We start from the raw sequence: 15,153 nt of genomic DNA on the forward strand, positions 1-15,153 counted from the left end.
ATCTCTCGATACCCGGCTTGAACCTTCATTTATTGAAGGCATCGTCCACCAGTTGACGCTGCTGTTCGACATGTACTGCCATGTAGCCGGCCGCAGGTGCCGCAGAAGGCGCCCGCCCCGCATAGATTAGGCCATGTCCCAGTCCGTTCTTAAGTGAATCAGCCACGGCACGCATATTGTGCTGACTCTGGTACCAGGCCCCCTGGTTCTGAGGTTCTTCCTGGCACCATACGACCTGCTCAAGGTTCTCATACGCCTTGAGTGTTTCGAACAACTCTTCCTTGGGGAAGGGATAAAGCTGCTCAACCCGCACAACAGCTGTATCACTACGCTCATTTTCAGTGCGGTAACTGGCCAGATCGTAGTAGACCTTACCGGAGCACAGAACAACGCGCTTGACCTTTGCAGCGTCGAGATCGCCCTGATCAGGAATGATCATCTGGAAGCGGCCATCGGCAAGCTCTTCAAGCGAAGAAGTCGCATCCTTATGGCGAAGCAAGCTCTTCGGCGACATGATCACCAGAGGCTTACGCAGCGGACGAATGGCTTGGCGACGCAGCACATGGAATATTTGTGCCGGCGTGGTGGGCACGCATACCTGCATGTTGTTTTCAGCACATAGCTGAAGGAAACGTTCCAGGCGTGCAGAAGAGTGCTCCGGACCTTGCCCTTCATAGCCATGCGGTAACAGCAGGGTTAAACCGCATAAACGACCCCACTTGGTTTCACCTGATGAGATGAACTGATCTATTACTACCTGGGCACCATTGGCAAAATCCCCGAACTGGGCTTCCCAGGCAATTAGCGCATTAGGTGCTGTCGTGGCATAACCGTACTCGAAGGCCATGACGGCTTCTTCCGACAGGAAGGAGTCGTGTATCGCGAAGTCTGGCTGCCCCTCTTTCAAATGCTGAAGAGGAATCCAGGCTGAAGCATCCTTCTGATTATGCACAACGGCATGGCGATGCGAAAAAGTACCGCGCCCAGTGTCCTGCCCGGTAATCCGCACAGGATGGCCTGCATCAAGCAACGTGGCATACGCCAGCGTTTCGGCAAAGCCCCAGTTAAGTGCCATGCCACCCGCCGCCATTTTACGGCGGTCTTCATAGACCTTGGCGACCTGACGCTGCATCTGAACTTCATCAGGAACCTCACACATCTTCACCGCGAGCTCCTGCAAGCGCTTCATGGCGATAGACGTGTCGGTGTCATTGGTCCATTCGTGATTGAGATAAGGCGCCCAATCGACAAATAATGCCTTATTGGGCTGCTTAACTAGCGCGTTGGCAACATGATTACCCTGATCGAGATCTTCACGATATTTCTCGACCATGGCTTTGGCTTCCTCTTCGGAAAGCACATTTTCTGTAACCAAGCGCTCTGCATACAGAGTACGCGAGCTCTTGTGCGACTTGATCTTTTGATACATCAGTGGCTGTGTGCCAGACGGCTCATCAGCCTCGTTATGCCCACGACGACGATAGCAGACCAAATCAAGAACAACGTCCTTCTTGAACTGCTGACGATAATCAACCGCTACCTGAGTCGCATGCAGCACCGCATCTGGATCATCGCCATTCACATGGAAAATCGGCGCCTGAACCATCTTGGCAATGTCTGTCGAATACTCAGTCGAACGGGCGTCATCAGCCCGGGAGGTCGTAAAGCCGACCTGGTTATTGATGACAATATGTACCGTTCCACCCGTCTTGTAGGCGCGGGTCTGGGACATCTGGAATGTCTCCATATTGACGCCCTGACCGGCTAATGCCGCATCGCCATGAACGACTAACGGCAACACCTGGTCTCCGTCCTTGTCCTTGCGGCGATCTTGCCGTGCACGCACCGATCCTTCGACCACCGGCGAGACGATCTCCAGATGCGAAGGATTAAATGCCAGCGCCAGATGCACTTCACCACCAGGGGTCATGACATTGGAACTGAAGCCCTGGTGATATTTAACATCACCCGAGCCGCGCTCGATTCGCTTCTTGCCATCGAACTCATCAATCAGTTCGGAAGGGCTCTTGCCTAGAATATTAACCAGCAAATTCAGGCGCCCACGGTGCGCCATGCCGATGACAACTTCCTTGGTGCCGTAAGTGCCAGCGCGCTGAATCAACTCATCTACCATCGGAATAAAGGACTCACCGCCCTCTAGACCAAAACGCTTGGTGCCCGGGTACTTGCTTGCCAAGTAACTCTCAAGACCTTCAGCGGCGGTAAGACGCTCAAGCACGTGTTTGCGTACTTCATGGGAATATGCGGGTTTCGAGCGCACCGACTCAAAGCGTTGCTCCAGCCAACGTTTTTCTTCGGTGTTGACGATGTGCATGAACTCACAGCCGGTCGAACGGCAATAAGTCTGCTCAAGCGCTTCAACGATTTCCTTGAGGGGTGCCTTATCCTTGCCAATGAACAGCGAGCCCGTCTGAAACTCGTTGTTCATGTCATCTTTAGTCAACTGATGGAAGGTCAAATCAAGATCAGGTATCTGTGCTGGTGCACGTAACCCTAAAGGATCGATATTGGCCTTCTGATGACCACGAAAGCGATAGGCATTGATCAGCTGTAACACACGGACCTGCTTTTTATCTTCACCGCCTTCGATAGCGGGTGCAGAAAGTGTGCGGCGCTGCTGAGCAAGTTGGTAAAACTGGTCGCGGATCGGCGCGAGGGGAATGTCCTGGGAAGGACCACCTTCGTAGCGAGGCAAGTTGTCGAAATACTGTCGCCACTCGTCGGGAACGGCAGCAGGATCACTAAGGTACTGTTCGTAGAGATCTTCTACATAGTGGGCATTTCCTCCACTCATATGGGAGGTGCGCCACATCAACTCCATTATGCCTTCTTGCATCTTTTTTTCACCCTACACTTAGGGGGTGGGGTCGGCGCCCTGCACGGCCGGACCGCGCCGGCGTCATTGACTCGACAACGATGAGGATATCCCCACCGCGAATCAGCTTGTCATCACAAGCCGGTGCTCACGCACCGGCTTGTAGCGAATACCACCGCAACATCCTTGCCAGAGAATGCCGCGACTCATAGCAATGATAGCAAGCCCTGACACGCTTATTAAGTCGCGTTCGCCATCAGCAGCTCACGAATTTTACCAATCGCGCGCGTCGGATTAAGGCCCTTCGGGCAAACGTTGACGCAATTCATGATGCCACGGCAACGGAAGACACTGAACGGATCATCAATTTCTGCAAGTCGATCACGCGTTGCGGTATCGCGGCTATCAGCCATGAAGCGGTATGCCCAAAGCAAGCCGGCCGGACCAACGAACTTGTCAGGATTCCACCAGAACGACGGACAAGAGGTTGAGCAGCAGGCACACAGAATACATTCATACAAGCCATCAAGCTTGTCTCGTTCTTCTGGCGATTGCAGGCGTTCGATGGCCGGTGCCGGATTCTCGTTTTGCAGATAAGGCTGGATACGTTCGTATTGCTTATAGAACAGCGCCATATCAACTACCAAATCACGCATGACAGGTAGCCCGGGCAAGGGTCTAAGTACCAGCTTGTTATTCTTGACTACCTCAGAAAGAGGCGTCACACAGGCCAGACCATTCTTGCCATTCATGTTCATACCGTCAGAGCCGCAGACACCTTCACGGCAGCTGGCACGGAACACAAGCGTACTATCCTTGGCCTTGAGCATCTGCAGAATGTTAAGCACCATCAGATCGCGCCCGTGGGTGTCGATCTCGAAATCCTGCATGTAGGGTGCGGAATCGGTTTCCGCATTATAACGGTATACTGATACCTGTAATGTAGACATCGTGGACACCATCTCCAATCAATAGGTACGAACTTTAGGTTCGAAGGTATCGACGGTCTTGGGCGAGAAATTGACATCACGCTGTCCGAGCTTCTTCTCAGCCGGGAAGTAGATCGAATGCTTCAGCCAGTTCTCGTCGTCACGGTCGGGGTAATCTTCACGCGAGTGAGCGCCGCGGCTTTCACGACGCTCCAGCGCTGCAATAGCAGTGGCTTCAGCAACTTCCAACAGGTTGTCGAGTTCAAGCGCCTCAATACGTGCTGTATTGAAACCGTTCGATTTATCAGGAAGGTAAGCATGAGCGATGCGCTCACGTAGCTCGGCTAGCAGTTTGACCCCTTTCTGCATGTTCTCTTCCTTACGGAACACGCCAAAGTTGTTCTGCATGATCTGCTGAAGCTCCGCTTTCAGATCGGGCACTGTCTCACCTTCACTGGATTCGTTCCAGCGGTTAAGGCGCAACAGCGAAGCCTCGACATCCGAATCAGTAGGCTCGTGGTACTCGAAACCATTATTCAGCGACTCTTCGATGTACATGCCTGCTGCACGTCCGAACACCACCAAATCCAGCAACGAGTTACCGCCCAGACGATTGCTGCCATGTACCGATACGCACGCCACTTCACCACAGGCATAAAGCCCATTGATGACCGTATCCTTGCCATTCTCATCGATGGTCAACGCCTGGCCATGCACGTTGGTTGGGATCCCCCCCATCATGTAATGGCATGTCGGAACCACGGGAATAGGCTCCTTGACGGGATCGACATGAGCGAACGTCTTGGATAGCTCAACGATGCCCGGCAAGCGCTTGAGCAACACGTCCTCACCCAAGTGATCCAGCTTGAGCATGACGTGATCGCCATTCTCACCGCACCCACGCCCTTCGAGGATTTCAAGGACCATGGAACGCGCGACCACGTCACGACCAGCCAGATCCTTCGCGTTGGGCGCGTAGCGCTCCATGAAACGCTCGCCATCCTTGTTGATCAGATAGCCACCTTCACCGCGGCAACCTTCCGTAACCAGAACTCCCGCCCCATGAATGCCTGTCGGATGGAACTGCCACATCTCGATATCCTGAACCGGGAAGCCAGCGCGCAGGGCCATACCGATACCATCACCCGTATTGATCAGCGCGTTGGTCGTCGAGGCATAGATACGTCCAGCACCACCGGTTGCAAGCACGGTTGCCTTGGACTTGATCAGTACCACCTCGCCTGTCTCGATGCACATGGCAATGACGCCAACAACATCGTTTTTCTGGTTACGGACGAGATCGACCGCATACCATTCATTCAGGAAGACAGTGTTGCTCTTCAGATTATTCTGATAAAGCGTGTGCAAGAGCGCATGACCAGTGCGGTCGGCTGCTGCGCAGGTACGTGCGGCCTGCCCACCCTTGCCGAAGTCCTTGGACTGACCGCCGAATGGACGCTGATAGATACGGCCGTTATCGAAACGGGAGAACGGCAGGCCCATATGTTCAAGCTCGAAAACCGCCTTCGGCCCTTCGGTACACATATATTCAATCGCGTCCTGGTCTCCGATGTAATCGGAGCCCTTGACGGTATCATACATATGCCAGCGCCAGTCATCGTTGGGATCGGCGCTACCTATCGCACAAGTGATACCGCCCTGCGCGGATACGGTATGGGAACGAGTCGGGAATACCTTGGAAAGTACTGCTGTCTTCTTGCCTGACTTGGCGAGCTCGAGCGCTGCACGCAGACCCGCGCCACCGCCGCCAATGATAATTGCGTCGAATGACAGATTACGCATGGTTGCCATTAATTAAGCTCCCCAAAGGACTTGTACGCCCCAAACTACAAAAACGAAAAGCGCAACGATAATGAACGTTTGAACGCCCAGGCGCGCATAAGCATGCTTGATATAGTCAGTCGAAATGATCCAAAGACCACTCCATGCGTGAGCTGCTATCGACAAAAAAGCCAACAGGGTAAATATCCGCATCCAGGTACGCTGGAAAAGCGCTGACCAGGTGGCGTAATCAAGCTCGGGATGGAACAGCATATATGCGACGATGAACACGGTATACAGCGCAAGAACAATTGCAGTCACACGCTGAATCAACCAGTCCGATACGCCGCTGCGGCCCAGATTCGTAATATTAGTTACCATACCCAAACTCCAGCCAGAATCACGAGAACAGCACTTGCCACCATGGTGATCTGTGCGGTGCGCTGCCCACCCTCGAGCGTATCAGCGACATGCATATCCATGAACAGGTGCCGTATGCCCGCCACGAAGTGAATCGCAACGGATGCCAGTAATCCCCAAGTAATCAATTTCGCCAGGGCATTGTCCGTCATCACGTCTTTGACCGCTTCAAATCCCTGGGGAGAGGAAAGCGAGACGCTGAAGGCCCACAGCATGAACGCCAACCCGACGAACATGATGACCCCTGTGACGCGGTGGGAAATAGATACCAGAGCAGGGAGAGGGAACTGAATCGAGGAAAGATCAAGGTTTACAGGACGCTTGATAGTATGGATCGGGCGTTTGCTACTCACGGCTCTTCACTCTCTCGTCCCGTTACGGTTTCCCGAACGGTTAATTTTTAGGAAGGGTCTCGAACAGAGGCCATGCCACACAACCGTGCCAAATGTTTCTTCGGTCGCGCGGTCGAAAATTATAAGATGTCCAATGCAATATGACAAATTGACGCAACCCTATATTGCGCGGAGTATAACCTCAGTTTTTAGTGCTGGGGCACTTTTGTGCATAGCAGCTCCATGTGGCATTCCAGTAGAAACGTTCATTAAGCGCCTTGATCAGGCGAATTGACAATCCCTTTCGGGGTTTTATAGTGAGCGAGTTTTAACTGAGCGAGCAAGCCAAGCAGGACGATAGCTTACCTAATAATGAGGAGGCCAGAATGGCTGATAAGAAGGCGCAGTTGACAATCGAGGGTCTAGATGAGGCCATCGACCTGCCCATCTACTCCGGGACTACAGGACCGGATGTAATCGATGTTCGTGGCCTGATAAACGCGGGGTATTTCACCTATGACCCCGGCTTCGTTTCGACTGCCTCTTGTGAATCCGGAATTACATATATCGACGGTGCCAACGGTATCCTGCTTCATCGAGGCTACCCCATCGACCAGTTGGCAAAAAACTCCAACCATATAGAACTGTGTTATTTGCTGCTCAACGGTGAGCTTCCTACTGCCGAGCAGTATGCCGATTTTGAAAGTCGCATCCGCAACCACACCATGGTGCACGAACAGATTGCCAATTTCTTCAAGGGCTTTCGTCGTGACGCTCACCCGATGGCCGTTATGTGCGGCGTAGCCGGCGCTCTTTCTGCGTTCTATCATGACAATCTCGATATTACACAGGAATACGACCGACAGGTTTCAGCTATTCGTCTGGTTGCCAAAATGCCGACGTTGGCCGCGATGTGTTACAAGTACAATATTGGTCAGCCCTTCATGTATCCGCGTAATGACCTTTCCTACGCAGAAAACTTCCTTTACATGATGTTTGGCACGCCCTGCGAAGAATATGTGCCCAACCCCGTTTTCGCGAAGGCTATGGACCGTATTTTCATGCTCCATGCCGATCATGAGCAGAATGCTTCGACCTCGACAGTACGCCTGGCGGGCTCCACCGGTGCCAATCCGTTTGCCTGCATCAGCGCCGGTATTGCTGCTCTGTGGGGCCCTGCACACGGTGGCGCCAATGAAGCGGTCCTCGCCATGCTGAGTGAAATCGGTGATGACTCCGAAGAGAATATCCAGCGCTTTGTCGACCGCGCCAAGGATCGAGAAGATCCCTTCCGTCTGATGGGCTTCGGGCATCGGGTATATCGTAATTTCGATCCGCGCGCCAAAGTCATGAAAGAGACGTGTGATGAAGTACTTGGTGAACTTGGTCTGGGTGATGATCCCCAACTGAAAATCGCCAAGCGTCTTGAGCAGATAGCCTTGGAAGATGATTTCTTCATCGAGCGTAAGCTTTATCCCAACGTCGACTTCTACTCAGGCATCATTCTCAAGGCGATGGGAGTTCCCACCAATATGTTTACGGTCATCTTCGCCATGGCACGGACCATTGGATGGGTATCCCACTGGAACGAAATGATTACTAACGGGGTAAGGATCGGACGCCCTCGCCAGCTCTATACCGGGCAGCCTCAGCGCGACTATCCGGAAAAGAAATAAATAGCCCAACTGGAATAGCTAATATCTTGGCAACTTGCTTCATCAGCAAGCTGAAAATTACCAAGACCAAGTGCTTTAAATGTTTGCACGCATCAATGCCAGGGCCGCCTTTCGCGGCCCTTTCCTTATCTGTCGGCTGGATCTTGACGCCCTTACATTGGTCTTTTGCTACTCATACCTGGCGCTACGCCGCTCGCTTTCAAGAGCACTCCACTGTTTTCCACACTTTCTGTGGATAACCTAGTGGACAAGCTCTAGAAAACCCTCAGAAATCGCCATGACAAGGGCATTACAGACAGATTGCGCAAAATTTGATCACAATTAACTCATTGATTATAAAGAATTTTTAAAAAAATCTTTAAACGAGCAGGAGTTACGCCACTCTGGAAAGGAGCAGCATCGCAAGAAGGGGAACCGGTGGAAAACTTTTCACATTGTCAAGACTTCAAAGGTGAAAAACATGCACACCAATAAAGTATGACGGAATAAAATATGAGGGAGGAAGTGGCGTCCCATAGGGGGTTCGAACCCCTGTTACCGCCGTGAAAGGGCGGTGTCCTAGACCACTAGACGAATGGGACGCAAAAGATATGGTGGAGCCTACCGGGATCGAACCGGTGACCTCGACGCTGCCAGCGTCGCGCTCTCCCAGCTGAGCTAAGGCCCCGTCTTGCTTGGAGATTTCCCAGCGGGTCATCTCGTGAAGACGGGGCGCATAATACGGAGCGACGGATTAAAGGTCAACCCTTATTGCCCTGCTTCATGAGTTCAGACGATATCACGATATTCCTTCTCAAGTGCCTTGGCCTGTTTCTTGGAAACACCACCAAGCACTTCAATGGCATGACGCAACCGCGCACGAGTCATGTCTGACCCCAGAATCACCATAGCATCCATGACTGAAGTCGACGTTTGACTACCCGTGATAGCGACGAAGACCGGCGCCAGGAAGCCTTTCATTTTGAGATCGAAATGGTTAGCCAAGACCTTTACCTCACCCAGCAGCGCTTCTTTGTCCCAGCTGCGTAGCACTTCAAGACGCCATAGTAGGAACTGAAGCAGTTTTACTGTGGTCTCACGTTCGAGCTTAATGCCATCGAAGCTTTGTGCATTGAGAGAGGGCATGCCGGAGAAGAAATGTCCCGCCAGCGGAATGACTTCAGACAGCGTCTGTACGCGTGGACGCACTTCAGGAATGATCCTTTCGACATATTCTTCATTGAAAGCCCATTGCATGAGCATCCGCAGGAAGCCTTGATCATCCAGATCATCACGCAGGTAGACGCCATTCAACCATGTGAGTTTCTCAAGATCGAATACCGGTCCTCCCAGCGAGACACGCTGAATATCAAAATTTGCCATCATCTCGTTGAGAGTAAACTTCTCACGCTCATCCGGCATCGACCAACCCATACGTCCCAGATAATTCAGGACCGCCTGGGGCAAATAACCCATACGACGGTAATAGTTAATCGAGGTTGGGTTCTTGCGCTTGGATAGCTTGGACTTGTCCGGATTGCGCAGCAGTGGCAAATGGCAGAGCTCAGGCATCGGCCAACCGAAATACTCATAGAGCAGCTTGTGCTTGGGCGCTGAATTGATCCACTCTTCGCCACGCAGAACATGCGTGATGCCCATTAGATGATCGTCAACCACATTGGCCAAATGATAGGTTGGCATACCGTCCGACTTGAGCAGGATCTGCGCATCGATCTGTGACCAGTCGAGCTCGATTTCACCTCGCAGCATGTCATTGACGATACAGACGCCTTCGGCGGGGATCTTCATACGCACAACGTATGGCCACCCTTCTGCCTCACGCCGCTGCTGCTCTTCCTCTGGCAACGCCAGATCCTGAGGTTTTAGGGCTACGAACAACCCTTCAGCCTTGCGCGCATCACGTAATTCGTCCAGTTCCTCAGCGGTACGGTAGCACTTGAAAGCGTGACCATCATCGAGCAATTGCTGGGCATACTGAGTATAGATATCGCCACGCTCACTCTGACGATAAGGACCATGAGGGCCCCCGACATCAGGGCCTTCATCCCACTCAAGTCCCAGCCAGCGCAGCGAATCGAGAATCATTTGCTCCGATTCGGGTGTCGAACGGGTACGGTCGGTATCTTCGATACGAAGAATGAACTGCCCCCCGTGTTGCCTGGCAAAGCAAAGGTTGAACAGCGCGACGTAAGCGGTGCCAACATGAGGGTCACCTGTCGGAGACGGTGCAATCCGGGTACGTACAGTCATGAATCTCTGGCCATAGCGGTGATGAAAGATGCCACGATTATACGTGAAGAGATCGTTACCATCAGCCGTTGGCGAGGGATTCTCACTTATTCGTGCGACACTACGTCGCTATCATCAATGACATAGTAACGCACTCGGCTTTTATAATAGATGCCATCATCAGCTTGGAGTGGACATGAGCGATTACCCTACGTCACGTCAGTGGTTGTCCGCCAACGCCCGTCGCGGCGGCATTTGGTCTCATATTGTGGTCATGGCGGCTACTGCCTCGACGCTGCTGCTTTTCGTGCAAGCCTGGTCGATTGCGACCATCGCCCAGCGTATGGTCATCGATAGCGCCTCGTTTTCAAGTGTGATAGTGCCGCTGTTGATCTTGCCGCTGGCCTTCATCGCGCGAGGCCTACTGGCCTGGATCAAGACCGAGGCGGGTACACGAGCAGGCATTCTGGTACGCCAATCGATCCGTCGTGATCTGCTGCACCGTCTTGGCGAACTCGGGCCGCTCTGGGCACGACGTCAGCACAGTGCCGCACTGGGTAATCGGGTGTGGGATCAGGTCGACTCCCTGCAAGGCTATTATGCAGATTATCGTCCGCAAATGATTTTGTGCGTCAGCATTCCGCTGCTTATCCTGGTGGCAGTGTTTCCTCTCAACTGGGCCGCCGGCCTGATCCTTCTGGTAACCGGCCCGCTTATTCCCTTGAATATGGCCATGGTCGGGATTGGCGCAAAGAATCGCCAGGAGGCGCAGTTCCTTGAAATGACGAGGATGAGCCGACACTTTCTCGACACCTTGCGCGGGCTATCCACGCTCAAACTGTTCGGCGTGAGTCGTCACCAGGGCACCATTATTCATGAAGTATCAGAAAACTTTCGCGCCAAGACCATGCGTGTGCTGCGTCTGGCGTTCCTCTCTTCTACGGTGCTTGAATTCTTCAGCTCAGTCTCAATCGCACTGCTGGCGATCTATATCGGCTTTACCTACCTCGGCCACTTCCATTTCGGTACCTGGGGGCATGGGCTCGACCTGTTCATTGGGCTCTTCATTCTGATCATTGCTCCCGATTTCTATCAACCGCTACGTGATCTCGGCACGCATTACCACGCCAAGGCCGAAGCGGAAGCCGCGGCAGAAGATCTTATCCCCATTCTTGAGCGTGACATCGCCACAGTCGAAGGAGGCAGTGACTGGCAGGTGCCTAAAAAGCTGGGCCTCAGTCTCGACAACGTGACCTGTCGCTACGAGGGCCAGAGCGCACCGGCACTTGACCGGATAAATATTGACATCAGAGCCGGCGAAACGTTGGCCGTAATCGGCCCAAGCGGGGCCGGCAAAACTACGCTACTCAATCTGCTGATGGGCTTTCTTCCCCCAGAAAGCGGTAGTTTACGCATTGACGATGGCACCTCCATCGATACGCTTTCATCCGATGCGTGGCAACGCGCCATCGCTTGGGTCAGTCAGCGCCCTACCCTGCTATCCGGCACATTGGCGGACAACCTGCGTCTTGCCAGACCCGAGGCCACGGATGATGCGTTAAGGGAGGCGCTTGAAGAGGCCGATCTCACTGACTGGGTGCAACGTTTACCGCTCGGACTCGACACCGCCCTTGGTGATGGCGGCCAACCCGTTTCCGGCGGTCAGGCACGTCGTATCGCGCTGGCCCGCGCGTTCTTAAGAGATTCGCCGCTGGTATTGCTTGATGAACCTACCGCCAGTCTCGACCGCGATAGTGAAACGCGGGTAATGCGTGCCCTCGGGCGTCTACAGAAGGGCCGTACGGTCATCATGTTGACCCATCGCCTCGAACTGCTACAGCTGTCTGACCGCGTTCTGATGCTTGAGCAGGGCAAAGTGCAGGCACTCGATAGCCTTGATGTGCTACGCGCCCCAGGCGGCCCGCTAGCTGATCACTTCCTGCCTGCGGAGCATATAATTCATGGCTGATTCTTCTACTCACCACACTCAAAAAGAGACGCTGCGCGAGCTGGCCCCCTACCTGGGCCAAATGAAGCCGTTCGCTGGACTGCTCGGCGTTGGCGTCGTTCTCAACCTTATTGCCCTCGCTTCAAGTGTCGGGCTGATTGCGCTATCCGGCTGGTTTTTGAGTGCCTCGGCGTTGGCTGGACTGACCGTAGCGACAGCGCAGTCCTTCAACTTTTTTCTTCCCTCGGCTGGCGTGCGCTTTTTTGCGCTGGCGCGAACCGGCGGGCGCTACGGCGAACGAGTCAGCTCGCATGAAGGCACGCTGAGATTATTATCAGCGCTGCGCAAGCGCGTCTATCTCACCATTGAGCCACTCTCGCCTACCGCGTTGATGCGCTACGGCAGCGGTGACCTGATGACGCGCCTGACCGCCGATATTGATGCGTTGGATAATCTTTATCTACGCGTACTGACGCCATCGATCGTTGCGCTATTCGCCATTATCGGCTGCGGTGTAGTCATTGGTGTGTTTGCACCCATGATCGGCGTATTCGCCGCTATTGCGCTGCTCTTATCAGGTGTTTTCGGCCCTTGGCTCGCTTGGAAACTGGGGCACGCACACTCGGCACGCTGGCATACGCTTAATGGGCAACTGCGTACGCGCTTGATCGAGCGCCTGGCCTCTCTACCAGAACTGCTGCTCTATGGCCGCTGGCAAAGCGAGACCGAACGCCTGACGACAGCCCAGCAACATCGGGATGACAAAGAGCGCCAACTCGCCAGGCTGTGGGGAGGCTCGCAGCTCATTTCCCAGACGCTCCTCGGTCTGACCATGACTATCACGCTGGCATTGGCTGCATGGTTGGCCAGCGAGCAGCGGCTTGACCCTACCTTGATCGCGCTGATGGGGCTGACCGTATTGGCTTCTTTCGAAGCGATCGCCATGCTGCCGCAGGCATGGCAGAACTTGGGGCGGATTCAACGTGCCGCACATCGGCTGAACGATCTTTCCGCTCAGGTGCCAAGCATCGTCTACCCGGAGGAAGACCGTGCGGTACCTGCCGATGCAAGCCTTGTCATCAATAATCTTCATGTCGTATTTGATGACGGCACATATGCACTCGAAGACGTCACTCTTTCACTCGCCGCCGGTGAACATTTCGCACTGCTGGGACCTTCTGGCGGTGGCAAGACAACGCTGCTCAATACCTTGGTCCGTTTTATCGAGCCTGCCCAGGGGCAGCTCAAGCTGGGTGGCGTAGCCCTTGATGACTTAAGTGAGCCTACCCTGCGCAGAGCCTTTGCCGTCGCGCCACAGGATGTTCACCTTTTCGTTGCCACGTATCGCGAAAACCTGCTGATTGCTGCGCCTCACTCAAGCGATGCCGAAATGATCGAACTGTTGCAGGCGCTCGGGCTCGGCGAGTGGCTGGAGAGCCAGCCCCAAGGGCTCGACAGCTATCCTGACGAAGGAGGTACTTCGCTTTCGGGCGGGCAATTGCGCCGTTTCGGGATTGCCCGTGCCTTGCTCTCTCAAGCGCCGGTAGTATTGCTCGATGAGCCTACTGAAGGGCTCGATACTGCAACAGAAACGCGTGTGCTCAACGAGATCGAGCGCCGTTGTAAAAACCGCACATTGGTATTGATCACCCATCATCTCAATGGGCTGGGGCGCTTTGATCGCATCGGTATTCTTGATGAAGGCCGCTTGCTTGAAGTCGGCGCGCCTCAGACACTGCTGACAGATTCTGGCAGCCGCTACGCGGCGCTCAATAGACAAATCGTGCTCTAACTTTATATCAATAAAGACAAAGCGCGCCTCATGGTGAGGCGCGCTTTCATATCTGAATATCTGAACGGCATGCAGACAGCAATGCTATTTGGAGTTGCCCATTTCTTAAGGAATTAGAATAGTCGAGCCTGTAGTGCGTCGGTCGACCAGCGCCTGCTGCGCCTCCCCTGCCTCGCTTAAGCGATAACGATGTGACACATTGATATGTACCTTGTCACTGGCCACCATGGAAAAGAGTTCTTCGCTCATCGCTTCGAAGCGCTCTCGCGTATCGGCATAACCTGCCAGACTCGGGCGCGTCACATAAAGCGATCCCTTCTGGTTGAGAATGGCGAGATTAACACCTTCGACCGGCCCCGATGCATTACCGAAGCTGACCATCATGCCGCGCTTTTGCAGACAGTTAAGCGATGTTTCCCAAGTGCTCTTGCCAACCGAATCATAAACTACCGGACACATTTCACCGTTAGTTAATTCCTTTACCCGCTCGACAACATTCTCTTCGGTGTAATTGATCGTTTCCCAGGCGCCATTTCGCTTGGCAAGCGCCGCTTTCTCCGGCGTCGAAACCGTGCCGATCAGCTTGACGCCAAGCGCTTTCGCCCACTGACAGGCAATAGAGCCCACACCACCCGCCGCGGCATGAAACAAAATCGTTTCTCCGCCTTGCAAACGGTAGGTTTGACGAAACAAATATTGTACGGTCAACCCCTTGAGCATCCCGGCTGCGGCCTGATCGAATCCGACTGCAGCCGGCAATCTGACGACCTTGTCCGCTGGCACGATATGGACATCGCTGTAAGCTCCAAGCGGAGCTTGAGCATAGGCTACACGATCACCGACGGCGAGATGCTCGACCTCGCTACCGACAGCGTCAACTATCCCTGCCGCTTCAGTGCCGAGTCCGGAAGGCAGAGATGCCACAGGATAAAGCCCAGTGCGCACATAGACATCGATAAAATTAAGCCCAATGGCGCGGTTATGCACGCGTACTTCCGAGGGCCCCGGCTCGTCCGTTTCGAACCCGACATAATCAAGCACCTCAGGTCCACCCGTCTGGGAAAATTGAATACGTCTTGCCATGAAAGCATCCTTAATCGATTAGCGATCGTTTGCTGCTGTTTTCATGATGGCCGTTTATATTTATATAGGAAACGTCGGGGCACACCGCAGCCTTCCCAATATCGTTCGATAAGACTGTCTGATAAT

At 53.7% G+C, this 15,153-nt stretch carries 10 protein-coding genes and 2 tRNA genes; 3 read left to right on the plus strand and 9 right to left on the minus strand.

Translation table 11 applies throughout. The features are described 5' to 3' along the window. Positions 1 to 25 precede the first annotated feature (25 nt). The 5 genes from C3Z11_RS07455 to sdhC all read right to left on the minus strand — a co-directional run bounded on the left by C3Z11_RS07455 (position 26) and on the right by sdhC (position 6,320). Positions 26 to 2,857 carry a 2-oxoglutarate dehydrogenase E1 component gene (locus C3Z11_RS07455; RefSeq protein ID WP_106477311.1) on the minus strand — a complete coding sequence of 944 codons (2,832 nt, stop codon included), beginning with the start codon at positions 2,855 to 2,857 and terminating at the stop codon, positions 26 to 28. Between the two features lie 218 nt (positions 2,858 to 3,075). After that, positions 3,076 to 3,786, minus strand: a complete 711-nt coding sequence (locus C3Z11_RS07460) for a succinate dehydrogenase iron-sulfur subunit (protein ID WP_106477756.1) — start codon at positions 3,784 to 3,786, stop codon at positions 3,076 to 3,078. Between the two features lie 18 nt (positions 3,787 to 3,804). After that, entirely contained in the window at positions 3,805 to 5,577 is a 1,773-nt protein-coding gene (sdhA, locus tag C3Z11_RS07465; RefSeq protein ID WP_106477312.1) for a succinate dehydrogenase flavoprotein subunit, read from the minus strand. Between the two features lie 3 nt (positions 5,578 to 5,580). Next, complete coding sequence (gene sdhD / locus C3Z11_RS07470; RefSeq protein ID WP_106477313.1) at positions 5,581 to 5,928, minus strand: succinate dehydrogenase, hydrophobic membrane anchor protein; 348 nt, start codon at positions 5,926 to 5,928, stop codon at positions 5,581 to 5,583. Further along, entirely contained in the window at positions 5,922 to 6,320 is a 399-nt protein-coding gene (sdhC, locus tag C3Z11_RS07475; RefSeq protein WP_262927288.1) for a succinate dehydrogenase, cytochrome b556 subunit, read from the minus strand. The genes sdhD and sdhC overlap by 7 nt, the downstream gene beginning before the upstream one ends. A 365-nt stretch (positions 6,321 to 6,685) precedes the next feature. Here sdhC and gltA point away from each other — a divergent pair, with 365 nt between their 5' ends. Beyond that, on the plus strand, positions 6,686 to 7,975 hold the full coding sequence (gene gltA, locus C3Z11_RS07480) for a citrate synthase (RefSeq protein WP_106477314.1): 1,290 nt from the start codon (positions 6,686 to 6,688) through the stop codon (positions 7,973 to 7,975). 505 nt (positions 7,976 to 8,480) lie between these two features. Here the strand turns inward: gltA and C3Z11_RS07485 are convergent. The 3 genes from C3Z11_RS07485 to gltX all read right to left on the minus strand — a co-directional run bounded on the left by C3Z11_RS07485 (position 8,481) and on the right by gltX (position 10,225). Further along, positions 8,481 to 8,556 (minus strand) — tRNA-Glu (locus C3Z11_RS07485). Between the two features lie 10 nt (positions 8,557 to 8,566). Further along, a tRNA-Ala gene (locus C3Z11_RS07490) sits at positions 8,567 to 8,642 on the minus strand. A gap of 101 nt (positions 8,643 to 8,743) precedes the next feature. After that, a complete protein-coding gene (gltX, locus tag C3Z11_RS07495; protein ID WP_106477315.1) occupies positions 8,744 to 10,225 on the minus strand; it encodes a glutamate--tRNA ligase in 1,482 nt (493 codons plus the stop codon). Between the two features lie 175 nt (positions 10,226 to 10,400). Between gltX and cydD the strand changes: the two genes are divergently transcribed. Both cydD and cydC read left to right on the plus strand, forming a co-directional pair. Continuing rightward, positions 10,401 to 12,173 (plus strand): thiol reductant ABC exporter subunit CydD, encoded by a 1,773-nt coding sequence (gene cydD, locus C3Z11_RS07500; RefSeq protein WP_106477316.1) that lies wholly within the window; start codon positions 10,401 to 10,403, stop codon positions 12,171 to 12,173. Further along, positions 12,166 to 13,944, plus strand: a complete 1,779-nt coding sequence (gene cydC, locus C3Z11_RS07505) for a thiol reductant ABC exporter subunit CydC (protein WP_106477317.1) — start codon at positions 12,166 to 12,168, stop codon at positions 13,942 to 13,944. The genes cydD and cydC overlap by 8 nt, the downstream gene beginning before the upstream one ends. Positions 13,945 to 14,049: 105 nt before the next feature. Here cydC and C3Z11_RS07510 read toward each other — a convergent pair whose 3' ends face one another. Then, positions 14,050 to 15,027, minus strand: a complete 978-nt coding sequence (locus tag C3Z11_RS07510) for an NADPH:quinone reductase (RefSeq protein ID WP_106477318.1) — start codon at positions 15,025 to 15,027, stop codon at positions 14,050 to 14,052. Positions 15,028 to 15,153 lie beyond the last annotated feature (126 nt).

This window comes from Phytohalomonas tamaricis (assembly GCF_003012345.1).
Taxonomy (GTDB): domain Bacteria; phylum Pseudomonadota; class Gammaproteobacteria; order Pseudomonadales; family Halomonadaceae; genus Phytohalomonas; species Phytohalomonas tamaricis.

Coding starts and splice junctions, on each gene's coding strand:
- sdhA (WP_106477312.1), bottom strand. CDS start 5,577: ATGGCAACCATGCGTAATCTGTCATTCGACGCAATTATCATTGGCGGC.
- gltA (WP_106477314.1), top strand. CDS start 6,686: ATGGCTGATAAGAAGGCGCAGTTGACAATCGAGGGTCTAGATGAGGCC.
- sdhD (WP_106477313.1), bottom strand. CDS start 5,928: ATGGTAACTAATATTACGAATCTGGGCCGCAGCGGCGTATCGGACTGG.
- C3Z11_RS07455 (WP_106477311.1), bottom strand. CDS start 2,857: ATGCAAGAAGGCATAATGGAGTTGATGTGGCGCACCTCCCATATGAGT.
- cydC (WP_106477317.1), top strand. CDS start 12,166: ATGGCTGATTCTTCTACTCACCACACTCAAAAAGAGACGCTGCGCGAG.
- cydD (WP_106477316.1), top strand. CDS start 10,401: ATGAGCGATTACCCTACGTCACGTCAGTGGTTGTCCGCCAACGCCCGT.
- gltX (WP_106477315.1), bottom strand. CDS start 10,225: ATGACTGTACGTACCCGGATTGCACCGTCTCCGACAGGTGACCCTCAT.
- C3Z11_RS07510 (WP_106477318.1), bottom strand. CDS start 15,027: ATGGCAAGACGTATTCAATTTTCCCAGACGGGTGGACCTGAGGTGCTT.
- C3Z11_RS07460 (WP_106477756.1), bottom strand. CDS start 3,786: ATGTCTACATTACAGGTATCAGTATACCGTTATAATGCGGAAACCGAT.